At 47.8% G+C, this 23,996-nt stretch carries 18 protein-coding genes and 1 other annotated feature; of the genes, 1 reads left to right on the forward strand and 17 read right to left on the reverse strand.

The genetic code is table 11. From position 1 onward, the window contains the following. Positions 1–30 precede the first annotated feature (30 nt). The 5 genes from MHH50_RS24690 to MHH50_RS24710 form a co-directional block, all read right to left on the reverse strand. Positions 31–1,065 carry a rod shape-determining protein gene (locus tag MHH50_RS24690; protein WP_036685150.1) on the reverse strand — a complete coding sequence of 345 codons (1,035 nt, stop codon included), beginning with the start codon at positions 1,063–1,065 and terminating at the stop codon, positions 31–33. A 38-nt stretch (positions 1,066–1,103) separates the two neighbouring features. Next, a complete protein-coding gene (radC, locus tag MHH50_RS24695) occupies positions 1,104–1,793 on the reverse strand; it encodes a DNA repair protein RadC (protein ID WP_036685147.1) in 690 nt (229 codons plus the stop codon). Positions 1,794–1,818: 25 nt separating this feature from the next. Next, on the reverse strand, positions 1,819–2,415 hold the full coding sequence (locus MHH50_RS24700; protein WP_076186081.1) for a Maf family protein: 597 nt from the start codon (positions 2,413–2,415) through the stop codon (positions 1,819–1,821). Between the two features lie 34 nt (positions 2,416–2,449). Continuing rightward, positions 2,450–2,695 (reverse strand): DUF4321 domain-containing protein, encoded by a 246-nt coding sequence (locus tag MHH50_RS24705; RefSeq protein ID WP_036685144.1) that lies wholly within the window; start codon positions 2,693–2,695, stop codon positions 2,450–2,452. Between the two features lie 199 nt (positions 2,696–2,894). Then, on the reverse strand, positions 2,895–4,118 hold the full coding sequence (locus tag MHH50_RS24710) for an SPOR domain-containing protein (RefSeq protein ID WP_143759995.1): 1,224 nt from the start codon (positions 4,116–4,118) through the stop codon (positions 2,895–2,897). Positions 4,119–4,349: 231 nt separating this feature from the next. Here MHH50_RS24710 and MHH50_RS24715 point away from each other — a divergent pair, with 231 nt between their 5' ends. After that, positions 4,350–5,336 carry a diaminopimelate dehydrogenase gene (locus MHH50_RS24715; protein ID WP_038573038.1) on the forward strand — a complete coding sequence of 329 codons (987 nt, stop codon included), beginning with the start codon at positions 4,350–4,352 and terminating at the stop codon, positions 5,334–5,336. A 92-nt stretch (positions 5,337–5,428) separates the two neighbouring features. On the opposite strand, the gene MHH50_RS24720 is transcribed toward MHH50_RS24715, so the two are convergent. The 12 genes from MHH50_RS24720 to hemC form a co-directional block, all read right to left on the reverse strand. After that, entirely contained in the window at positions 5,429–6,616 is a 1,188-nt protein-coding gene (locus tag MHH50_RS24720; RefSeq protein ID WP_340033556.1) for a glycosyltransferase, read from the reverse strand. Between the two features lie 337 nt (positions 6,617–6,953). Next, a complete protein-coding gene (locus MHH50_RS24725) occupies positions 6,954–8,111 on the reverse strand; it encodes a GGDEF domain-containing protein (RefSeq protein ID WP_076309142.1) in 1,158 nt (385 codons plus the stop codon). 33 nt (positions 8,112–8,144) lie between these two features. Beyond that, positions 8,145–9,311: a GGDEF domain-containing protein gene (locus tag MHH50_RS24730; protein WP_076129397.1), complete on the reverse strand. Its 1,167-nt coding sequence runs from the start codon at positions 9,309–9,311 to the stop codon at positions 8,145–8,147. Positions 9,312–9,520: 209 nt separating this feature from the next. Further along, the gene (gene murC / locus MHH50_RS24735) at positions 9,521–10,897 is read right to left on the reverse strand and encodes a UDP-N-acetylmuramate--L-alanine ligase (protein WP_036685137.1); all 1,377 of its coding nucleotides are present in this window, start codon (positions 10,895–10,897) and stop codon (positions 9,521–9,523) included. Between the two features lie 6 nt (positions 10,898–10,903). Then, entirely contained in the window at positions 10,904–12,280 is a 1,377-nt protein-coding gene (locus MHH50_RS24740; protein WP_076129399.1) for a folylpolyglutamate synthase/dihydrofolate synthase family protein, read from the reverse strand. A 5-nt stretch (positions 12,281–12,285) separates the two neighbouring features. Then, positions 12,286–14,985: a valine--tRNA ligase gene (locus MHH50_RS24745; protein ID WP_076129400.1), complete on the reverse strand. Its 2,700-nt coding sequence runs from the start codon at positions 14,983–14,985 to the stop codon at positions 12,286–12,288. Positions 14,986–15,088: 103 nt separating this feature from the next. Beyond that, positions 15,089–15,372, reverse strand: a binding site (T-box leader). Between the two features lie 194 nt (positions 15,373–15,566). Continuing rightward, on the reverse strand, positions 15,567–16,934 hold the full coding sequence (locus MHH50_RS24750) for a LysM peptidoglycan-binding domain-containing protein (RefSeq protein ID WP_076280011.1): 1,368 nt from the start codon (positions 16,932–16,934) through the stop codon (positions 15,567–15,569). A 331-nt stretch (positions 16,935–17,265) separates the two neighbouring features. Further along, positions 17,266–18,201: an RluA family pseudouridine synthase gene (locus MHH50_RS24755; RefSeq protein WP_256716636.1), complete on the reverse strand. Its 936-nt coding sequence runs from the start codon at positions 18,199–18,201 to the stop codon at positions 17,266–17,268. Beyond that, positions 18,198–19,484 (reverse strand): glutamate-1-semialdehyde 2,1-aminomutase, encoded by a 1,287-nt coding sequence (gene hemL / locus MHH50_RS24760; protein ID WP_076305457.1) that lies wholly within the window; start codon positions 19,482–19,484, stop codon positions 18,198–18,200. Before hemL ends, MHH50_RS24755 begins: the two co-directional genes overlap by 4 nt. A gap of 97 nt (positions 19,485–19,581) precedes the next feature. After that, positions 19,582–20,580: a porphobilinogen synthase gene (hemB, locus tag MHH50_RS24765; RefSeq protein ID WP_076129402.1), complete on the reverse strand. Its 999-nt coding sequence runs from the start codon at positions 20,578–20,580 to the stop codon at positions 19,582–19,584. Positions 20,581–21,428: 848 nt separating this feature from the next. Continuing rightward, entirely contained in the window at positions 21,429–22,976 is a 1,548-nt protein-coding gene (gene cobA, locus MHH50_RS24770; RefSeq protein ID WP_340034638.1) for a uroporphyrinogen-III C-methyltransferase, read from the reverse strand. Between the two features lie 5 nt (positions 22,977–22,981). Beyond that, a complete protein-coding gene (gene hemC / locus MHH50_RS24775) occupies positions 22,982–23,935 on the reverse strand; it encodes a hydroxymethylbilane synthase (RefSeq protein WP_340033557.1) in 954 nt (317 codons plus the stop codon). Between the last annotated feature and the right edge of the window lie 61 nt (positions 23,936–23,996).

Consider the following 23,996-nt stretch of genomic DNA (forward strand, 5'->3'; position numbering starts at 1 on the left):
GTTGACTTACACAAGTGGTAGAACATCATCTTATCTCTTCGAACGAAGACTGGATCCGCTGCGGCTCTTGAACAAATGAATGTTCTCAAGTGCCTTACCGGTTCCAATAGCTACACAGTCCAGTGGATTCTCAGCAACAATAACCGGCATTCCCGTCTCACGTGCAAGCAGCTTATCCAAGTTGCGAAGCAAAGCTCCCCCACCTGTCAAAACAATTCCACGATCCATAATATCTGCTGCAAGCTCTGGCGGACATTTTTCCAACGTTACTTTAACAGCTTCAATAATAGCATTCACTGTGTCAGACAAAGCTTCACAGATTTCATCAGAAGTAATTGTAAGTGTTTTTGGCAGACCTGTTACGAGATCACGGCCGCGAATTTCCATGGTTTCAGCCTTTTCAAGAGGAAGGGCAGAGCCAACATCCATTTTGAGCTGCTCCGAAGTACGTTCACCGATCATCAGATTGTATTGACGTTTGATGTATTGAATGATGGACTCATCCGCTTCATCACCTGCAACACGCACTGAACGGCTAGTAACAATACCGCCGAGCGAAATTACAGCAACTTCAGTTGTACCTCCACCGATATCTACAACCATACTACCTGTAGGCTCCCATACTGGCAGATCCGCGCCGATAGCAGCAGCAAAAGGCTCTTCGATAATGTAAGCTTCACGAGCTCCAGCTTGTTTGGTAGCATCTTCTACCGCACGTTGCTCTACAGCAGTAATGCCAGATGGCACGCAGACCATTACATTAGGGTGACGCTGGAACATAGAACGCTGTTTCTGTGCTTGACGAATAAAATATTTAATCATCGTAGCCGTTGTATCAAAATCAGCGATAACGCCATCTTTCATCGGACGGATCGCACGGATATTTCCAGGTGTACGACCGATCATTTTTTTGGCGGATTCACCCACAGCTTCAATCGTCTTAGTATCAGTGTTAATGGCTACAACGGAAGGCTCTCTTACAACAACACCCTTACCGCGTACGTAGACAAGCGTATTCGCTGTCCCCAAGTCAATTCCTAAATCTTTTGTGAAACCACCCAACATGCTAATTTCTCCTTTTCCTAAGTAAATCTACATTTATATTACATATGTCCTTTTTCTTTCAAGCTTACGAAACTGCTATCTCCGATAATTAGATGGTCCAGCACATCTATTCCGATAATCTCACCTGCCTGAAGCAATCTAGCAGTTAGGGAAATATCTTCTGGACTAGGTGTTGGATCACCACTAGGATGATTGTGCGCGCATATAATAGAGGCGCTACTGCATTTTATAGCTGCTCTGAATACCTCACGAGGATGAACGATCGAAGCATTCAGGCTGCCCATGGACAATGTTTCTTGTCCAATCACATGATTCTTCGTGTTCAGAAACAGACAGACAAAATGCTCCTTTTGCAAATAACGCAATTGCTCAGTCAGAATCTCAGCAGCGTCCCCAGGACAGCGGATAATGACCGGCATATTGAACCTGGAATTCGCAAGGCGCCTTCCCAGTTCGATGCCTGCTTTTAGTTGTACGGCCTTGGCAGGACCGATACCGTTGATTTTGGTCAGTTCTTCGATGCTAAGGTCAACTAGCCCACGCAGGCCACCGATCTTCCCCAGCATCTGCTGTGCAATATGAATAGCCGACTCGCGGCGTGTTCCCGTACGCAGCAGAATGGCTAACAACTCCGCTTGACTTAATGATTCCGCCCCATAATGCATCATGCGCTCTCTAGGTCGTTCTTCATGGGGGAGGTCCCGCAGCATAATTGGTTGCGACTCCATCCCTATCCCTCTTTCCCCAGGCTTCCTACCGGCTCAATACAGTTATACCGAACTCGGATAGCATTTCGCCAAGAAGCGACAAAGGCAATCCGACTACATTGAAATAACAGCCTTCAATTCGTTCCACCAAAATGGACCCAAGCCCTTGTATCGCATAAGAGCCAGCCTTATCAGCGGGCTCTCCCGTAGCTATATAAGCAGCAATTTCCTCTTCAGTCATTGCCCTCATCGTTACGGAAGTAACACGGTGCTCCACTATAGTCTTCCCATTCGGGAGTCCGAGGCAGGCTACACCCGTGTATACCTTATGAGTTCGGCCCTGAAGTCTGGTAAGCATCGCTTTGCTGTCCAGCTTGTCCACCGGTTTGCCTAGCACAGTATTATCTAGTACAACAATTGTGTCGCTTCCTATAATGACTGCGTTACGCTCTCCGGCTGTAGCTACTACGGCTTCTGCTTTTCGCAAAGCTAGACTGCGCACGATTCTCTCCGGCGTCCAATCCGGCGGTGTGCTCTCATCAGCTTCGCTGGTAATGACCTCAAAGGGTAAACCCAGTAAGGATAACAGCTCACGTCGACGCGGTGAACCTGAGGCTAGAATAATGAGTGGTGAGTTGTCCACGTTGTAAACGTCCCTTCTTGCTCAGTAACGAGAGTTACAGTCTGCGGTACAGCCATACAGCTGTAATAATACCGGCGAGACTAAGCATGCACAATTTCAAATGAATAGTGATGTCATAGGTTATGATGTCTAAATCGGCTCGCGGAGACCATTTGAGCACAGTCGATGTTGTTAGAAAAGACAGAGCCTTTACGGGCTGCAGCAGCTTGGCGATCCAGGCTCCAGCCAGCCAGCCTAGAATTAGAAATAACAGCAGTGTTCCTACATTTTTCTTCTTCATCTCAGTCTTCCCTCGCCATTTTTTGACACCCTAATTATTATACGGTGAAACGGTGATCAATACAAACGTAAAATCCCCTACGGTAATGTTTACCACCTTTTGCCCTAAAAGTTGCGGAACGATACCCCTCTCCGAAAAAAACAACAAGCCCCCAATTCCCCGGAGACTTGTTGTTATTTTGAATCCGCAATCCAAGCATTCAATTCATAGCAGACAGCAGCTGTTTTTGGCTGGTCAAGAAGCTCAGCATGGATTCCTGCACTTCCCAAAGCAGGGCTTGCGCCTTGTTCTTGTTATATTCACTCAGTGCTGAAATTCCTTGGCTCATAGATTTCTCTAGCGCTGCGCAAATGCTTTTGGCTTCAGGCGTTATGCCTTGCTCCAGAGCTTTAACAGCTTCACTCCATTGGAGATGAAGATCACTCACAGCTGAGGTATTAGCTGCCGCATCCGTTTGTCCGCCACTGAGTAAAGAAGCGGATTGACTGCTTAGTTCACTGAGCAACTGTCCACTCACCGCAAAATAACTATTCACAGCCTCCGCATTTCCGGCAAATCCTAATCGTTCCACTCCGGGAAGATCCACCTCTCTTACATAAAGCTCAATCCCTTGATTCTTCAGTCCACTGCTGAGCAGCTTAGCTTGTTCACGGTCAGAGGACATTCCGGCATATACACGATTTCCGTCAGCAGGGTCCAAGCCCGCAGCCAAGCCAGCGTCCAAAAGCTCTTGTCTAGCTTGTTCCGCGCCTGCCGGCGTACTGAATACGCCATACTGCAGCAGGTAGTAGCTTTGGGCAGCCACTTGAACAGGAATACTGTTTTTGCCAGCATCATCTGTGCCCGTAACCGGCAATCCCGAAGTTCCTACACCTGCTGGATCATTAGCTCCGGAAGTCTGCCCTGAAGTAGCCAATGTATCTGTTATCCCGGTTCCCGAACTACTATCCATGTTTCCTCCATAAAAAAAGGAAAGCGCCGCATACCCAAGCAGTAGACCTGTGCCGATGGCCCCCACCACAGACAGGGATAATTTCCACCAATACGATGGGCGACGAGTATGATATGAGCCCCCATAACCTCCCGTGTAAACCTCTGCTGATTTATCTCTGTCATCTAGTACCAAATCTGAGAGCAGATACGATTGCTGCGTATTTCTGAAATCTCTATCCTGTTCGTCCCATTCTTGCTGGCGTGGATCTACAGTTCCTGAGTAATAGTCGTAAGCATCCTCCGGCGGTGCCTCACGCGTAGAGCGTAGATCAGGTTCTTGCACCCAAGTATGCTGCTGTGCTGGACCGACCTCCTTGCGCAACTCCTCTGCATATTCTTCAGCTGTACCCAGTCCGCCACTGGACCAGCGCTCCACTACCTGCGGTTTTGGCTTAGGCTCGTCCTTATTCACGTCAAATCGGAATGTCATTCTTCCGTTATTCAACAGTAACACCTCACCTCATCTAATCTATATGGAAATATATGATAGACAATAGAGAGATATGCTATTTTTATAGCCAAATGAATAATGAAAGTTATACGGATTCAGTTTACATTACATGTAACTTTTATATACTATATAAAAAGAGCTAAAAGTGTGCACTATACTAGTTAAGCTAGAAATAGGATTTTAGTTCATTACAGTTTAGGAGGGCTTTTTCTGAAACAAAAAATTCAAGCAGCAATTGTGGGCTACGGTAATTTAGGAAAAGGTGTACGTAAGGCTATTAACCAAAGTGAAGATATCGAGCTGGTTGCGATCTTTACGCGCAGAGAGCCTGGACAACTGGAAGCCGGTGAAACCGGTGTGAAATTCGAGCATATCTCTGCCGTCGAACAATATAAGGGAAAAGTAGATGTTATGATTCTGTGCGGAGGATCGGCTACCGATCTGCCAGAACAGACACCAGCTATTGCCCGGATGTTTAATACCGTGGACAGCTTTGACACTCATGCCAAAATCCCTGAGTTCTTTGCGACCGTTGATGCCGCAGCTAAACAAGGCGGAACACTCAGCGTAATTTCTACGGGCTGGGATCCAGGCCTGTTCTCCATGAACCGTCTGCTAGCTGAAGCTATTCTGCCACAAGGTAAAGAATATACTTTCTGGGGTAAAGGCGTCAGCCAAGGTCACTCCGATGCCATTCGCAGAGTAGAAGGCGTTAAAGGTGGCGTACAATATACTGTTCCAGTACAAGAGGTTATCGAGGCCATCCGTGCGGGTGAAACACCAGAACTTACTACTCGTGAAAAACATCTTAGAGAGTGTTTTGTAGTAGCTGAGGCTGGTGCAGATCAAGAGCGCATTCGCGAAGAAATTGTGAATATGCCGAACTATTTTGCAGATTATGATACTACGGTTACTTTCATCACTGAAGAAGAACTGGCAGCTCAGCATAGCGGTATTCCGCACGGCGGGTTTGTTATTCGCAGTGGGGTAACAGGAGAAGGCACGAAACAAATTGTTGAATTTGGCCTGAAGCTGGAGAGCAATCCTGAATTTACGGCTAGTGTGCTTGTGGCTTATGCCAGAGCTGCTCAGCGTATGAGTCAAGAAGGTCAAAGTGGAGCGCGTACTGTATTCGATATTCCACTTGGAATGTTGTCTCCGAAATCACCAGAAGAACTGCGCCGCAACTTACTCTAAAATCCTGTCAACAAATAACCCGCGTAGGACTTTTAATGGTCCTCGCGGGTTATTTGTTGTCCAGAGCGGCAAGCAGCATGTCTGACAACCCTCTATACAAGACTAAGAATCTTACTCTTAACATGATTCATTTCGTAATTCTTCAACAAAGTCTCATGCGCACGATCCGCAATAATAGCACCAAGCTCAGGATTTTTCAATAAATTCAGTACACTTCCAACAACCTCAACCGAGGTATTAGCCAGCAAAATATTTCGGTTATGCTCACAATTCAGCTTCTCACACATGATTGAGCTAGTAACCACCGGGGTTTTAAGCGCCCAGGATTCCAGTATATTTCTAGAAACTTCGCAGCCTTCAAGGATGGGCACCAGAACAGCTTTAGAACGTCGTATGTATTCAGTAGAGGAATTTACTGATCCAGTGACTATGACCGATTCATCTTCCTTAATCAAAGTCATGACCTCCGGGTGAACCTCTGAGCTGATAATATAACTTTTGATATCGGGCACTTGCTCCTTAATCATGGGATAGGTTTTTTTAAAGAATACTCGGGCTGCATCTATTCCCAGTCTCATATTCATATTCCAGTGCAGCACAATTGAATTTTCTTTAGTTACAGGCTCTGCAAAAGTCTCATACTCATTCATCTTAATGAAATGGGGGACAACATGAACCTTACGGGCATCCGCAAATGATAGAGATTTGAACGCTAGTGCATCCCATTCCGAGGTTGCTAAAAGTAGACCCGTTTTATTCATTAATCGCCGTTTATTCCTACGATCCCAAGCGGCATTGAGTTTATTATATGGATTCTTCCTGCTTAACTTTCCTGCCTCTCCGGCAGATCCTCCGCTTCCGTTTGCAAAACTATAGGTATCTGTGATCACACTGGCTTCTGGAAGCAAGTTCCGCACCATATCAATGCATTTACCCAATAGGACATGCGATATAAATACATGCTTATAATTATTGGAACGGCAAAGCTCCAAAATAGTGTTCTTCATATCTTTATCTATATGACTTAAGTTCGAGAAATTCCGCAGTTTATGTAAGGGGCGCAGCATTGGCCTCCAGGTCGTATAATCTTCATTAATGTTATGAACCGTAAGTGCCGTCCGCTCATTTATAGACACGGTTTGGTTGGCACTGCCGTACGTCAGCAAATCTATATCAAATTTCCCAAGCAAAATCTCGAGAATACTCCCTGTTCTCATTTCTCCTTCTAGATCCTCTGCGCTTTGATTCTGGGCTGATAGGAACAGCATTCTTTCTCGCATGACTCTGGCTCCTTGTATTTTGTAATAAAAACCCCCATCTACTAACTGAAACTTTAGATGCAGTTCAATAGTAACTCATTTCAATTAAAAGTTTTGTCGATTTATAGGAGAAGTCTAAAATTTTTTAAGTTTTTTTCTGAGTTTCCAAAATTCTATCACGATTTACCCTTATAAAACGCCACATTTTCTAAAATATAGACTAAAACCCCTTTTTTTACGCCATACATAATCATGAATTGCTCTATGGATAGAAATCGTAATCTTTAGGTAATATGTACTACGCCTCTTTGCATACAAAAAAAGCATCTCCCTCGCTTAATGTCGAAAGGAAGACACTTTAGTTGTCATAGCTTCTAACTACACAGTTCCGGCCCTTTTTCTTAGCCTGATACAATGCAGTGTCACTAAGTTTGTAAAGAGTGTTCAATGCGTATCGTTCACCTGAATCCACCGTGATGATGCCAACACTTATCGTGTAATGCAAGGGCACACCATGAATGACCGCCCCTGTAACCGCTGTGCGCATCCGCTCTGCAATCATATCACTGTTTTGTTCATCGGCTCTATGCAGCAGCACAGTGAACTCCTCACCACCGAATCTTCCGAACAGATCACCATTGCCAAGCTGCTGTTTTATTTTATGAGCCAGATCTTTTAGAACGTGGTCGCCGGTATTGTGGCCGTAGGTATCGTTTATGCGTTTAAAGTGATCCACATCCAGCAGTAAAAAAGAATACGGCAGCTTCTTCATTGCTGAGGCAGCTATTAAAGGCCGGGCGCGCTGTACAAAGGATCTGCGATTCAAAATACCTGTCAACACATCATAAGTGGCCACCCGTTCCAATTCTGTAAAGGAATCCTCCCTATAAAGCAGCATGATTCCTGCAGTTCCTAAGAACATAAGCAAATAAATCCCCAGATAAAAAAATATCTGCAGCCAGTGAGAGGTCTGAGCATTCCATCCTAACATCGAATAAAACGGTTCAAGTCCCTTGCTAACCAGCGCTAAAATTACAACAAAGTACAACAATCCTATGGTTCGCTGGAGAGAGGTCTCTCTAATCTTCACAGCTAATATATAAGCTGGCAACGCTATGATCATAATCCCAAATAGACAAGTTGCAGCCATAACCAACCGCTCATCTGGCATAATTATATGCAGTAGCACTACGATGACAATGGATACTCCGAACAGGATCGTATAATATCGTTCAATCCTACTCCCAAAAACTCTGAGAAGCATCAGAAGCGCTAAGCTTTCCAGCGTACCTCCAGCTAAAGCAAGCAGCATACTGATTGGAATGGGAAGTCGTGAGTCTGTGAAATCATTCAGCAAAAGGAGAATTAAAGCTGCCAGCTGCAAATATTTTGCCGTGACAAACAAGGTAGAAGTCCGTTCCTGCGCGTAACGCAAACGATAGACGACAATAAGCAATACCGTAAAGGATTGCCACATAAAGAGGCAGACCAGCAGTGTCTTGAGATCCAGATGCATGTTAGTGAATTTCACCCCCTGTATTCTCTAAGCTCAATAAATATAATTGTATCTGACCACTCGGTTTCTTCCTTCTTGTTTGGCTTGGTATAACGCTTTATCGCTCAGCTTGTACAGCTTATTTATCCAAATCTCCTGATCCGGTATGATTGTAATTACACCTATACTAACTGTATAGCCTTGTAAAAGTTTTTGTGTAGGCGTCTTCATTACTGCCTTTCGTAACACTTCAGCTTTCCGGTCACAGCTAGCTTCATCCAGCCCGCAAAGGATAACTGCAAATTCCTCGCCGCCCAGCCTGCCAAATAAATCGCTGTTTTCGAGGTTGTCCTTAATCGTCAATGCGAATTCTTCCAGAACAACATCGCCGGTATCATGGCCGTATGTATCATTGATTTCTTTGAAATGATCCAAATCCAGCAGCATAAACGAAAAGTACTCTTGCTCAGCAACTGCCTTCTCAAGCCGTACCTCAGCTTCCTCAAGAAATGCTCCACGGTTAAGGATTCCAGTCAGATCATCGTAGCTAGCGATTCGTTTCAGTTTTACAAAGGAATGCTCGTTAGAAAGTAGAATAAAGCCTGCGGCTCCCACAATCAACAATAAATACATCCCCAGGTAATATAAATACTGCGAAAGATTAGTTGTGAACACGTTCATCTCTGGCTCCCAGATCAATGCAACAATCGCGCGGAGCAGCATAATCCCTGCAAAAGCGTAAAACAATATTCCGAGTATCTTCTGAAGAGGGGTGCCTTTGGGGTTCACCGTGAGGTGGTAAGCTGGATAGACAATAAACAGTATCGACCATAATGAGGTACAGGCTATGCGCCAGCTGGAATGATGAAAGAAGATCGCAACAATACTAAAAGTAATCGAACTAAGTATGGAAAGCGTTATGTAATACAACTTTATCCGCTGACCAAGGATTCCCATCATCAGCAATAAAGCAATAATCTCCAGACAGCAGCCTAAAAGAATCAAAGCGTTGCTAAGTGGAATGGATAAAGCGCGGGGGATATGACCCCATAATAATAATGAACACCAGAAGAGCAGCTGCACCGCCTTTGAGCGTATGAATAAGGTGGATGCCCTGTCTTTAGGAGCGCTCCTCCGGTAATTGGTTATCAGCAGCAATATAAATAGATTTCCAAAAATAAATAAATACACTAACGTTTTGATATCAAGCTGGGAGTCCATGAGTCACCACCTACACGGAAAAATTGATCCTCTACTGACAGCACTATAGCACTCAATGGCTGGTTCAGCAAATACCCTATTTATTTCATTTTTTAGAATGTACATCCACCGCTTAAGTATACAAAAAAGCACTTCCCCCTGCACGGAGCTCGGGGGGAAGTGCTATGGTCAAGAGAATATGAATATTCTCGTGTAGGCCTGTGTTTGTATTAACGCTTCTTCAAGCCGTCCGCCAATGCGTATCCAACCTTCCAGATATCGCCTGCGCCCATCGTAATCACTAGGTCACCTGGGGCAATACGAGGTTTCAGATCAGCAAGCACATCTTCTTTGGTTGGCAGATGTCTTGCACCAGCGTTACTGTTCTGCACAATAAGCTCAACCAGCTTCGCAGATGTAACCCCCTCAATCTGCTTCTCACCTGCCGGAGAGTAGATGTCGGTGATGATCACCTCATCTGCTTCGCTAAAGGCGCGGCTGAAAGCATCTAGCAGGAAGAACGTACGTGTATACCGCTGAGGCTGGAATACGGCAATAATCCGTTTCCCCGTTGCCTTAGCAGCACTGATTGTCGCCTGAATTTCAGTTGGGTGATGCGCATAATCATCGATGACCAGAATGTCATCGACTTCTCCGAGCACTTGAAAACGGCGCTTCGCACCATGGAATTTCACGATCGCTTCAGCGATTTTCTCAAAAGAGATTCCTGATTTCAGACAAGCGATAACCGCAGCCATTGAGTTATACAGATTGTACTGACCTGGCACGGACAGTTCAATTTGTCCCAATACTACGCCATTATGGTTCATCGTATACGAAACTTGACGGTCGCCAAGAACGATGTCTGTGGCAATATAATCTGCTGTCTTCGACTTGATGCCGTAAGTAATCACCTTACCTGACACTTCAGGCAATAAAGAAATCACATTCTCGTCATCTGCACACACAATCGCAGTGCCGTCTTCACGGGTCTGGTTCATAAACTGTACATAAGCAGCCTTGAGACGGTTAAAATCTCCGCCGTAATTCTCCAAGTGATCTGCTTCCACATTCGTGACAATTCCAAGCCAAGGGTGATAGTGCAAGAAAGAGCCATCACTCTCATCCGCTTCCGCCACTACATAATCGCCTTGTCCTGCCTTTGCATTCGTACCGACGTTCATAATCTCTCCGCCGATAATATACGTAGGATCAACTTCACACTCTTCCATTACAAGTGCGATCATAGAGGATGTAGTTGTTTTACCATGCGCTCCGGCAACGGCTACCCCTTTACGTTCGTTCAATAAACGGGCTAACATTTGTGAGCGGTGCAGAATTGGAATCTTAAGACGCTCTGCTTCCACCCATTCCACATTATCGCTGGACAAAGCCGTAGAGTACACGACGAGATCCGCACCTTTTACTTGTTCTGCTGTATGCCCAATATAAATCTTGGCACCTTTAGCAATCAATTTATCCGTCAATTCTTGGGCAGCCACATCGGAGCCCGTAACCGTATATCCCATTTCTAGCATTACTCGGGCAATCGCGCTCATACCGTAGCCGCCGATCCCTATAAAATGCACACGTTCAGTAGTATCCAACAGTCGTCACCAGCCTTTTTCAGTATCGGGTTGCTGCAAAAGTGTACCGCGCACGTCAGAAATCAAATACAGCGTACCAGATACGACGGCAAGGTCATCCTCCGCTGTAATCGACTTCAGTTGTTGCAGCGCTTTTCCCCAATTATGTTCTACTATGATTACCAAGTTTTCCTTGGCATATTTATCCCGCAGACTTTCTGCGATAACCTGCAGATGCTCCGCGTCCATTTTGTTCTGGAAATCCGGTTCGGTCAGGATGAGCGTATCCACTATAGGCAGTATATGCTTAAAGTAGGATTCATGATGCTTATTTGCCATCATTCCCATAAGTAAATTTAATTTACCGTATTTATAGAGCTGTGGCAGGCTTTTGGCAAGGCTCTCCGCGCCTTCCGGATTATGTGCTCCATCCAGTACGATCCTCGGAGATTTACTTACCTCTTCCAGCCTTCCAGCCCAAAATGCATGACGCAATCCTTCCAGAACATCTTCATCCTCTAGCATGAACGCCATATACTGGCGCAAAACTTCAAGAACCATCATGGCTCCCGCCGCATTGCTAATCTGGTGTTCGCCTTTCATCACAATCCCAAGTTCAAGCGAACGGAAGGGACCCTTAAAGTTAAAGGTCTGCACATCCCCATGGATTCCAGTAGCTTCATAGCTAAAATCTTCTCCGGCAAGATAAAGAGTAGAGCGGCAAGCCGCCGCTTTCTCCTTGAGTACAGCCACGACTTCCGGTTGATTTACGCAGCTAACAACTGGTACACCGGGTTTGATAATCCCGGCTTTCTCCATTGCAACCTTCTCAAGCGTATCTCCCAGAATATCCATATGGTCATGGCCGACATTTGTAATCACCGACACGATCGGAGTAACGATGTTCGTTACATCCAGCCTTCCCCCAAGCCCAGTCTCCCATACGACAACATCCGGACAAGAAACACCCGCAAAAAATAGAATGGCCACAGCTGTAGTTACCTCAAACATCGTTGGTGAGCCAAATTCCGTTTCTGCAATCTCATCTACCAAAGGACGAAGGGTATTCACTAGCTCAAGAAGAGTTTCTTCAGGAATGTCCGTATTATTATATTGGAACCTGTTCGTGAACTTCGTAATATACGGAGACGTGAAGGTGCCGACAGAATAGCCGCTTTGCAAAAGTGCGCTTGTCAAAAAAGCACAGGTGGAGCCTTTGCCGTTGGTACCCGCCACATGAATAAATTTCAGCCGACGGTGCGGGTTTCCCAGCTTGTCCATCAACATCTCAATTCTGTCTAAACCTGGCCGGATTCCAAAAGGAATCAGGCCCTTGATCCAGTTAACCGCTTCGGTATATGTCGCAAGAGGGGCGGTGCTCCCGCCCCGATTTAGGTCATCCATGTCTCTTATCCTCTCAGCTCTGCTATGCGGGCAAGTACTTTCTCACGTTTGGCAGAATAATCTGCCTGCTTCGCCTGCTCCTCTTCGATAACTTTTGCGGGAGCTTTGGCCACGAAGCCCTGATTGCTCAACTTTTTCTCTACGCGTTCTACTTCGCTGTTCAGCGTCTGCACTTCTTTTTCCAGACGAGCGATTTCTTGTTCAATATCAATCAGCCCCGACAAAGGCAGAAGCAGTTCCGCTCCCGTTACTACAGCGGACATTACCTTGTCTGGCGTTTCCGGATTCAGGCCAGCTTCGAAAGAAGAGGTATTGCAGAAACGTCCGATGTAGTTGTCGTTACGAGTAATGATGCTCAGTGTTTCCTCATTGCTCGCTTTAATAATCAAATCAACCTTTTTGCTCATCGGTACATTTACTTCAGCACGGATATTACGAACTGCCCGGATTACATCCATCAGCAGGTTCATTTCCGCTACCGCTTGCGGGTTCTCCAGAGCAGCATCATACTCAGGCCAAGCAGCCAAAGTGATTGTCTCTCCTTCATGCGGCAGATGCTGCCAGATTTCCTCCGAAATAAACGGCATAAACGGATGGATCAAGCGCATCGTGCGGTCGAGTACATAAGCAAGTACGGACTGTGTCTTCGCTTTGGCTGCGGCATCCGTTCCGTAAAGCGACAGCTTCGCGAACTCAATATACCAGTCACACAAATCGTCCCAAATGAAGTTGTACAGCTGGCGGCCGGTCTCGCCGAACTCGTACGAGTCAATTAGACGCGTAATTTCACGAGAAGTTTCGTTCAGACGGTGTAAAATCCAACGGTCAGCCGTAGTTAGCTCCCCAGTAATGTCAATATTCTCGAAGCTAACTCCTTCAAGATTCATGAGGGCGAAGCGTGACGCATTCCAGATCTTATTAGCGAAATTACGCGCCTGCTCTACCTTTTCCCAGCGGAAGCGTAAATCCTGACCCGCTGTGCTGCCGGTAGAAATCATATAACGCATAGCATCTGCGCCATACTTCTCGATAACCTCAAGCGGATCTACACCGTTGCCGAGTGATTTGGACATTTTTTGTCCTTCAGCATCCCGTACCAAACCATGCATCAATACGTCCGAGAATGGTTTCTCTCCGGTGAATTCCAGTGCCGAGAAGATCATCCGCGCTACCCAGAAATAAATAATATCGTAGCCCGTTACGAGCACATCGTTCGGATAGTAACGTTTGAAATCTGCACTGTCTTCATTCGGCCAGCCTAGGGTTGCAAACGGCCAGAGGTTGGAGCTAAACCAAGTATCCAGAACATCCTCGTCCTGTTTCAGGTCGGTTAAGCCGCTGATCCGGCGCGCTTCTTCCTCGTCATTCGCCACAACCAGCTCACCGGTAGATTCAGAATACCAAGCCGGAATACGATGCCCCCACCAAAGCTGACGGGAAATACACCAGTCGCGTACGTTTTCAATCCAGTTCAGGTAGGTTCTCTCGAACCGTTCAGGTACAAAGTTAACCCCATTACCATCCTTCTGTGCATTGATGGCAGCTTCGGCGAGCGGCTGCATCTTCACGAACCATTGTGTGGACAGGTACGGCTCAACAACCGCTCCTGAACGTTCACTGTGTCCAACTTGATGCACATGATCTTCAATAGAGATCAGAACGCCTTGCTCCTTCAGATCCGCCGTGATGGCCTTACGGCATTCACTCCGGTCTTGACCTTGGTAAGGTCCTGCTTCTTCGTTCATCGTACCGCTCTCATCCATTACGTTGATCTGCGGCAAATTGTGCCGTTGACCTACCTCGAAGTCATTTGGATCATGAGCTGGCGTGATCTTAACCGCACCGCTACCAAACTCTTTATCTACATACTCGTCAGCGATAATTGGAATCTCCCGGCCGATAATCGGCAGGATCAGGGTTTTACCAATCAGATCTTTATAACGATCATCCTCAGGATGAACAGCAACTGCCGTATCACCCAGCATCGTCTCCGGACGTGTGGTCGCTACAGTGATATGTCCGCTGCCATCTTTAAGGGGGTAACGCAGGTGGTACAGATGACCGTTAACTTCCTTATATTCAACCTCGATATCCGACAACGCCGTACGAGCCGCCGGGTCCCAGTTGATGATACGTTTACCGCGATAGATCAAGCCTTTATTATAAAGCTTAACAAATACCTCGCGAACTCCCTTCGACAAACCCTCATCGAGGGTAAAACGCTCGCGGGAGTAGTCAAGGGAAAGTCCCATTTTTGCCCACTGCTCATGAATGGTGTTCGCGTATTTGTCTTTCCAATCCCACACCTGCTCCAGGAACTTCTCACGTCCGAGGTCATGTCTAGAAATCCCCTGCTCGCGCAGCTTCTGCTCTACCTTCGTTTGTGTTGCAATACCTGCGTGGTCCGTACCTGGCAACCAAAGCGTATCGAAGCCCTGCATCCGTTTAGTACGAATCAGGATATCCTGTAATGTGAAATCGAGCGCATGCCCGATGTGCAGCATTCCCGTTACGTTTGGCGGCGGGATCACAATACTATAGGCTTTAGCATCCGGACGCTGGCCTGCGCGGAAATATCCGCCCTCTGTCCAGTAGGAATACCATTTCTGTTCTGCTGCCTTCGGATCATACGTTGTTGGCATCTCGTTTTTAGATTCATTCGTAGCAGCAGCATCTGCCGCTGTTAGATGGTTTTGGTCAGCCATTCTCTGATACCTCCACTAGTTTACTTGTAGTTGCTTATAGTTGTTAATAAAGTTGCTGTATAGAGCACACAGGTCTCTGAAAAAAACAAAAAGACCCCTCGTCTCAAAGGACGAAAGGTCATTCTTTCGCGGTACCACCTTTGTTTCGCGCCAATGAAAAATAAAACTACACTTCTTACCCTACGGATTCAGAAGCTTAGCGCGACACTCGTACAGATAACGGCTGCTACCGGCCACAACCTAACTTATCCTTCACAAATATGAAGATAAGCTCAGAAGGGCGACTCCGGGGCGACTTCGGGGGCTGTTTCCTACGGAATGTCACAGCACTTGCAATTCCGCTCTCTGAAGGGCTGACCGCCTACTCTTCCCGTTCCCAGTCTTTACTTAGATATTGCTTACTCCATAATACATTTTGAGCCCCCCCTAGTCAACCTGGATACGCCTTTGCAGCGGGACTTTAGGCTGAATTTCGACTTATTTCTTCTGAAGCATCCCTTCCAACAATGAAACAGCAAAAATCCCGATCCTAATACCTGATCGGGATTCACCTATTCATGTGTGTACGCATCACGATTCGATTACGGGATGTACAACACTTGACCTTCCTCTACACTCTGCCCGGATAAGCGATTATACATTACCAGCTCCCGCGCACTTAGCTGATACTTCTCTGCTATGGTATCCAGTGTTTCTTCACGCTGCACAATACACAGCCGAACTTTGCGGAACATGTTAGCTCCATCCGCGCTGGCAATGAATCTGCTCTTCCATTCCGTATTATTGCCAACCTCTGGAACGTCCACTGCTGCAGATGTGTTTCCTTCCGACTGCAGAGCTTCCTGCTCTTTACGGACACGACTGGAGCTTAGTAAAGAGGAGAAGGTGAGATGTTCTTTTTCCGGAATTTCTGCTTCTTTTTTACTGCCCAAGGCGATCTTAAGATCTTGTTTCTCCTCATGAGAAGCCACACTCTCTTGTGAAACAAAAACTTCGTTCGCATTCTCATTAATCGGCGCAGTATTCTCTTCTTGCTTAGAAAGCGCATTATTAGCCTCATTTTCAGAAGCGAATACAGGGATATCCTGAATTGCATCTGCACTAACGGCTGGAACAGCGGTCTCTCTAGGAGTAAAATATTCCTCTGCCGACTGTTGGTTCTCTTCGCTCACATTGCTTGCTTGATTCAGCTGAGACACCTCAACCTCTTTGTTCTGGGCCTCGGCTTTAAACCAGTAATCGGATAAACCCGCTTTAGCATCGTCAACTTGGGACTCCAGACTATGTGTCCGTGCTTTAGCTCCCTTGTCCTTCTCCTGACCGGATGAGAAATTGACTACAGGGGACGTATGAGCGACTCCACTTGAGACTAATGATTCTTCTGTTTCCTGTTCATTCGCTTCGGCATGCTCATGTTCTTCTACAGCAACCTGTGAGGCATCCTCACCGAAGGTCCACTGAGAATTTTCATAAAGTGCATCATTTTCCTGTTCTTGTAGCTCCGTAGTAGCTTCTACCCTGTCATCATTCACAGGAGAATAGGCGACTGTATACTCCTCTTGCTGCCAGGCTGGTTGAGGTTGAGGGTCCGCACCACCGATCCCCCGCAGCGATAATACGCCTGTTATATTCACAGTGCGCATCGTGAGCAGATCGATATCAAAATTCTCAATCTCTACCCCAATATCTTCAATCGAGCTGACGCGTGTAAGCGGAACAGTGATTTCCACGGGAATGGCATGCTCCAGACGTTGTGTTCGGTCATCTTCACTCCGGTAAAGCCCGGTAAGCAACAGCTGACCATATAACTCGGCCCGATCCTCCCGCTGAATCACCTGAATTTCCGGAAGTAGTTCAACCTCCTCCAGCTCAGCTATTCCCGGAAGCTCTTCCGAAAGGTGAATGCGTTCGTAAATATCAAACCGCAAGCCGTGGGACTGATCAAACACGGGATATGTCCTCCTTCTTGGCATAATCTAACCCTGAGACAGGCCCAGAGCATAAGCCCAAAATGTTACTCCCCACATGTATATGCTTCAAACAGAGAGGCATGACAACTTTGGTAGTACTAACCGGACAGGATGCTAATAAATTTCATGAATTTAAGAGCTCACCAAACCTTCAGCCTGCTGATAGATGCACTACTTCGTAAGAACAAAGTATTATATGCTGCTTTTATTAATAAGACATGGATAGATGTTTTTTTTCTGAAAAAATAGAAAAAGAACAGCAGAACCAGCTTTTGCTGATTCTACTGTTCCTTAGCCACTTACGTATCTGTCAGGGTGCTTCAGACAGCAGCTCTCGCAGCTGCAGCATATCCTCCGGCCACGGATCGCTGACTTCCAGCTGTTCTCCGCTCCAAGGATGGCGGAAGGACAATGCCTCGCCATGCAGGGCATGGCGGCCGGCAGCGCTGGAAGCCCAAACCGGACCGCCATATAGTTCATCCCCATACAAGGGATGACCCATATGGCTGAGATGAACGCGAATCTGATGCGTCCGTCCAGTCTCCAGCTGCACATGCACCAGGCTTCCGCCATGCAGTGCCTCGCGCTCGATGATTCGCGTCACGGCAGATTGTCCGCCGGGCGAGACCCGTCTGCGCGCAGCGTGATGCCGATCGCGCCCAATCGGGGCATCGATCACCTTAAGCGCAGGCGGCACGATGCCTTCAACGATCGCGGCGTAGTGCCGCGAGATGCTTTTTTCACGCATATTCTCGTCCAGGACTAACTGTGCGAACTCATTTTTCGCATACATCACCGGACCCGTTGTATCTTTGTCCAAGCGGTGAATATGGCGCACAGCCACATTTTCGCCGGAAGTGATATAATGCGCAGCTACGAGGTGATCCAGAGTTACACCTGTTCCACTGCCATCTGGATGTACCGCCAGCCCAGCTGGTTTATGAGCTACCAGGCAAAAATCATCCTCATACAGCACCTCAAGCTCTTCCCATATCGGTTCAAGCCCCGCATCACGATCGGGAAAAAGCGCCAGCCGAAGCCGGTCGCCTTTCCACTGAATGCCTCCCTCGCGGCGTAACCGCAGATGAAGTTTCTCCGGCATACCTACAGTTTCTAGCAGCCACTTGTCAATCATTGCCTGCGTATCCTCGGCTCCAGTAATGATTTTGCCGGGTGTTACCTCCAGCCACTCTCCACGCCGGGTCCAAGCGCCACCACCGGTTCTTTCTCCGGCTCCGATGCTCAAAGGGCCTTCAGGGCATTATAATGGCCCTCAATGGTATCATCAATATCTTGCTCACTATGTGCAGCCGATATGAACATCCCCTCAAACTGTGAAGGTGGCACACTGATGCCTTGGTTTACCATATGACCAAAATAACGACGGAAAAGAACCGTGTCACTGGACTTAGCCGTTTCAAAATTGATTACAGGTCCTTCAGTAAAGAATGGGCAAACCATTGATCCTACCCGGTTGATAGTGAGCGGAATGCCAGTCTCAATTGAATTCTTTTTCAAACCCGCTTCCAGACGTGCACCCAATTGTTCCAGACGATCATATACTTCCGGGGTCAACAGCTTGAGCGTAGTATATCCGGCTGCCATCGCCAATGGATTACCACTAAGTGTGCCCGCCTGATAAATCGGTCCAGTAGGAGCGATTTGCTCCATGATCTCTCTTTTGCCGCCATAAGCACCCACTGGAAGTCCGCCGCCGATAACTTTGCCAAAACAAGTTATATCCGGAGTAATCCCGAACAAGCCTTGAGCACAGCCACGATTAACACGGAAGCCTGTCATAACCTCATCAAAAATAAGCAGCGAACCATTGTCAGAAGTTAATTTACGAAGCCCTTCCAGGAAGCCTGGAAGCGGTGGAACCACGCCCATGTTGCCGGCAATCGGCTCTACGATCACTGCGGCAATCTCATTGCCAAAACGTTCGAAAGCAATCTGAGTGGACTCCAAATCATTGTAAGGAACCGTAATGGTATTCATTGCAACGCCTTCTGGGACACCCGGGCTATCCGGCAAGCCCAATGTAGCTACACCAGAGCCAGCCTTAATAAGCAGACTATCGGCGTGACCGTGGTAGGAGCCTTCAAATTTCAAGATTTTGCTGCGCCCAGTGTAACCACGTGCCAAACGAATCGCGCTCATCGTAGCTTCCGTTCCAGAGTTAACCATGCGCACGATATCTACAGATGCCACTCGTTCAACAACAGTTTTTGCCATTTCCGTTTCGAGTAGCGTTGGAGCGCCAAAGCTTGTCCCTTTTACCGCCGTCTCCTGCAATGCCTTCACAACCTCAGGATGCGCATGACCCATAATCAGCGGACCCCATGAGAGCACATAGTCGATAAAGCTGTTGCCGTCGATATCAAAAATTCGCGAACCTATCCCATGATCCACATAAATCGGAGTCAGACCTACGGATTTAAACGCCCGTACAGGGCTGTTCACCCCGCCGGGAATATATTGTTTTGCTTCATCAAAAGCCTTCCGGGACGCTTCCTCTTTACGCGCCATTGGCACATTACTCATGTATCTTCACTCCTATTCTCTTCTTGGTTACACAAGCTTGTACAAACATATATTAGCTGCCGCGATGTCGGTGTGATGAAGATTAGCCGCGCAGCCAGCGGGCTGCATCTTTTGCAAAATAAGTAATAATAATGTCCGCACCAGCACGTTTCATGCCCGTCAGCATTTCCAGCACAACGGCTTGCTCGTCGATCCAGCCTTGCAGTGCCGCTGCTTTTACCATGGAATATTCTCCACTCACATTATAAGCCACCAAAGGAAGATCAAACTGATCACGAATCGTACGAATCACATCTAGGTAAGCCAGAGCTGGCTTCACCATTAACATATCCGCGCCTTCCAGCACATCGGATTCTGCTTCACGGAGTGCTTCGCGCAGATTGGCAGGGTCCATTTGATATGTTTTGCGATTCCCGAACTGTGGTGCTGAATCCGCTGCTTCGCGGAAAGGGCCATAAAATGCCGAAGCATATTTGACCGAATACGACATAATCGGCACATGCTCAAAGCCGTTCTCATCAAGTCCCGCACGAATTGCGTGAACAAATCCATCCATCATGTTGGAAGGGGCGATAATATCTGCTCCAGCTTTTGCTTGGGATACCGCCGTACGAGTCAAAAGCTCCAGCGAGGCATCGTTGATAACATCGCCATGGACCACACCATTCACCGTATGCGTATGCACCATTCCACAATGTCCGTGATCCGTAAATTCACAAAGGCAGGTATCTGCAACGACCAACAGCTCTGGGTACCACTGCTTGATCAAGCGAGTAGCCTCTTGCACAATTCCATCCTCTGCAAAACCGGAAGAACCGATAGCATCCTTCGTCTCAGGAATCCCGAACAACAATACAGCCGGGATGCCTAGTGCGGCAATCTCGTCCACTTCTGCTTTTAACGTATCCAGCGAAAAATGATACACACCCGGCATCGAGCTAATCTCATTCTTCACACCTGTTCCATAAGTCACAAAAATAGGCTGTACCATATCCAGCACATTCAGTATCGTCTCCCGCACCATGCCACGAATTCCAGCAGAGCCGCGCAAACGGCGGTGACGTGTAATTGGAAAGCTCATTTGTTCATCCTCCTGAAAAATAAAATATAAAACCAAATTATGTGTCTGGCAGCAAACTACAACTAGCCGCAGCCAAGTCTTAATTAGCTACAACCAAACCGCCGACCACTGGCTAACTACGTATAGTTGTAGTTTGTGCAACTATCTCGATGTTTTGTCCTAATTGTAAGCTTTAGTTGCATTCTCTACAGTTATTTATTACAAAAGTGCGAAGATTCCTCATTTAGCGGATATTTAATTGCACATACTACAACTAAACTCGACTTTAGCTGATATATAGAAAATTTAATTGTATGAAGTACAACTAAACCTAAACCTCAAGCAGATCTGCTCACATTAACCTACTGCATATTCTCTACATACCAGTTAGTTTACAACCAAATATTATCCTCCGAACTCCATAAGTAACTACGTTCGGAGTTCAATTTATATGTTACTTGAAGGTAGCGATGTGGCACTTTTGAGCGTAGATATAACGGCGCGTAAACTAACAAATGTTAGTTAGTAAAAGTAACCGCGAACTCATTAATAACTACCCACTCACGTGTAACCACGAACTATTTAGTAACTATGAACAAACTCTAAACTCACATGTAACCCCAACTATTTAGTAACTACGAACACACATGTAACCACGAACTATTTAGTAACTACGAACAAAACTCTAGCCTATAATCTAACTAAATATAAGCTGAGCGCTATATTTCTAAGCAGGCACTGCCTTTCTCCGTTGAACAGCTACTACTCTCCCCGCAGAGTAATCAGCTTCTACCTTCCCACCAGAAAGTAAGCTGCGTAAGCTAAGCACACCTGTAAACTATTGCTTCGTTTTATCCTCGATCCGAGCGCTACTGCAGCTGAGTCTCCGCATTCCAGCGGCAGAGCTCCTGCACCAAACCATCTATGGTTGCCTCTTCAGACAAGAGACCCGGTGTCAGTCCCGCGTCTACCGCAGTCTGCTCCGTTAACGGGCCGATGCAGGCGATTTTCACATTTGCAAGCAGCGGGAGCGGATCTTCAAGCCCCATCCGTTTCAGGATGTGTATGAAATTACGCACGGTTGACGAGCTGGTGAAGGTTACCGCGTGAACGCGACCTTCCTCTAGCAGCTTCAGCAGCTCGACGTCATCCTCACCCGTGACAACCGTCTCATAGGTATCCACGTCTGTCACCTGAAGGCCAAGCTCTCTCAGCTTGTCCGGCAGCCAGTCCCGCGCCAGATCGCCGCGCGGCAATAGCACGTTCTGCCCCGGCAGCAGCTGGGGACCGAACGTCTCAATCAGACCTTCCGCCTGAAACTTTGCCGGAAGTTCTTCAGCAATCACCCCGCGCTGCGCCAGCGCGGCGGCTGTGCCTGGTCCCACCGCTGCAATACGCGCGCGGTGTAGCCCGCGAATGTCCGCCCCCAGCTCCGCCAAGTGGCGCCAAAAAAACTCCACGCCGTTCGGGCTAGTGAAGAATACCCAGTCGTACGATTCCAGCGCGCCAAACGCCGCAGCAATCTTCGCCTTCTTCTCTGCCCCTTCCGGCATGATCGTCTCGATCACCGGGAACTCATAGGGTTCCCCGCCGAGTTCTTCAATTCTATCCACCAGCTCGCTTGCTTGGCTGCGAGCCCGTGTCACCACGATGCGTTTGCCGAATAACGGCATCGCCTCGACCCACTTCAGCTGCTCACGCTGCAGCACCACGTCGCCGACGACGATGACTGCCGGCGGCTGAAAATCCGCCGCCTTCACCTTCGCCTCAATATCGGCGAGGGTTCCCGTCAGCGTCTCCTGATCCGCGCGGGTGCCCCAGCGCACAAGTGCCACTGGTGTTTCTGGCGGCCGCCCGTGCTTGATCAGCTGAGCGCTGATATAACCTATTTTAGCTACGCCCATTAGAAACACTAACGTTCCCGTGGCGTTCGTTACTTTATCCCAATGAATGGAATGATCCAGTTTATCCGGACTCTCATGCCCGGTGATAATCGATAGGGAAGAGGCATGATCGCGGTGCGTAACAGGTATACCCGCATAGGCAGGTACACTGATCGCTGACGTGATGCCCGGTACGATTTCGTAATAGATCCCATTTTTGCGCAGCAGCTCCGCTTCTTCACCCACCCGGCCAAAAATCGTAGGGTCCCCACCCTTAAGCCGCACCACTGTTTTCCCCTGTAAAGCCAAATCAACTAACAATTGATTAATCTCTTCCTGCTTCATCGTGTGGCGATCCGGCAGCTTGCCTACATAAATCTTCTCCCCGCCGGGTTTCATGCATTTCAGCAATCTAGGACTTGCCAAGCGATCATACACCAGTACGTCGCTTTTTTGGATACACTCGAGGCCTTTCACAGTAATCAGCTTTGCGTCCCCGGGACCTGCACCTACCAAATAAACCTTCCCCGTCAATCCACTCATCCCCTAACGTCTGACAGTATCTTCTCCGCTCCTCTTGCAATCAGCTTTTTAGCGACTTCTTCGCCGAGCTGTACCGGGTCAATCCCCGTGCAAGTTTCTTTCAAAATCGTTGAACCGTCCGGTGTTCCCACCATCCCCGTTAACGAGATTACTTTGTGCTCAGCGGTAGCAGCTTTGGCGGCTGTGTCAAGCACCGCATGAGCACCAATCGGCACTTGGCAGCCGCCATTCAGCACGCCAAGGAACGTGCGCTCCGCCGCTACCGTTAATGCCGTATCGGCGTCGTTGTATAATGCCAGCAGCTTCCGCAGGTCAACGTCATCTGCGCGGCACTCGATGCCGAGTGCGCCCTGCCCTACAGCGGGCAGGCAAACCTCCGGCGGCAGGTAGGCGCTCACGCGATCCTGCCAGCCCATGCGTGACAGCCCCGCCGCTGCCAGCAGGATTGCGTCGTATTCGCCGCTCTCCAGCTTGCGCAGCCGCGAGTCAATGTTGCCGCGCACGGGCTCAATGACCAGATCAGGCCGCAGCGCAGCGAGCTGGCTGGATCGGCGTAGGCTGCTCGTGCCTACGCGTGCACCCTGAGGCAGCTCGTTTAGCGAGACGCCTCCGTTAGAGATCAAAACATCACGCGGATCGACACGCTTCGGCACAGCACCATTGATCAACCCATCCGGTAACTCGGATGGCATATCCTTCATGCTGTGCACCGCCATGTCGATTTCTTTTTCCAGCATCGCTTGCTCGATTTCTTTCACGAACAACCCTTTGCCGCCTACCTTGGATAAAGTAACGTCAAGAATGCGGTCACCTTTGGTGACGATCTTTTTCACTTCAAAAGTAAAACCAAAACCATGCTCCTCGCTAAGTCGCTCCAGATCAGCAATCACATGTCCCGTTTGCGTCAACGCAAGCGCGCTCTGTCTACTCCCCACTATAACCTTACGCATTTGTCCATTCCTCCTGGTAACGTTCGCCTCTTACTCTTCACCGCAGAACCTTGCACTAGAA

It is taken from the genome of Paenibacillus sp. FSL H3-0302, from assembly GCF_037982245.1.
GTDB lineage: Bacteria > Bacillota > Bacilli > Paenibacillales > Paenibacillaceae > Paenibacillus_AQ > Paenibacillus_AQ odorifer.

Excerpts from the sequence above, each read along its gene's own strand:
- radC (WP_036685147.1), bottom strand. The coding sequence starts at position 1,793 with ATGGAGTCGCAACCAATTATGCTGCGGGACCTCCCCCATGAAGAACGA.
- MHH50_RS24725 (WP_076309142.1), bottom strand. The coding sequence starts at position 8,111 with ATGCATCTGGATCTCAAGACACTGCTGGTCTGCCTCTTTATGTGGCAA.
- hemC (WP_340033557.1), bottom strand. The coding sequence starts at position 23,935 with ATGCGTAAGGTTATAGTGGGGAGTAGACAGAGCGCGCTTGCGTTGACG.
- MHH50_RS24710 (WP_143759995.1), bottom strand. The coding sequence starts at position 4,118 with ATGACATTCCGATTTGACGTGAATAAGGACGAGCCTAAGCCAAAACCG.
- hemB (WP_076129402.1), bottom strand. The coding sequence starts at position 20,580 with ATGAGCTTTCCAATTACACGTCACCGCCGTTTGCGCGGCTCTGCTGGA.
- hemL (WP_076305457.1), bottom strand. The coding sequence starts at position 19,484 with ATGGCGCGTAAAGAGGAAGCGTCCCGGAAGGCTTTTGATGAAGCAAAA.
- MHH50_RS24690 (WP_036685150.1), bottom strand. The coding sequence starts at position 1,065 with ATGTTGGGTGGTTTCACAAAAGATTTAGGAATTGACTTGGGGACAGCG.
- MHH50_RS24705 (WP_036685144.1), bottom strand. The coding sequence starts at position 2,695 with ATGAAGAAGAAAAATGTAGGAACACTGCTGTTATTTCTAATTCTAGGC.
- MHH50_RS24740 (WP_076129399.1), bottom strand. The coding sequence starts at position 12,280 with ATGGATGACCTAAATCGGGGCGGGAGCACCGCCCCTCTTGCGACATAT.
- MHH50_RS24730 (WP_076129397.1), bottom strand. The coding sequence starts at position 9,311 with ATGGACTCCCAGCTTGATATCAAAACGTTAGTGTATTTATTTATTTTT.
- MHH50_RS24745 (WP_076129400.1), bottom strand. The coding sequence starts at position 14,985 with ATGGCTGACCAAAACCATCTAACAGCGGCAGATGCTGCTGCTACGAAT.
- MHH50_RS24720 (WP_340033556.1), bottom strand. The coding sequence starts at position 6,616 with ATGCGAGAAAGAATGCTGTTCCTATCAGCCCAGAATCAAAGCGCAGAG.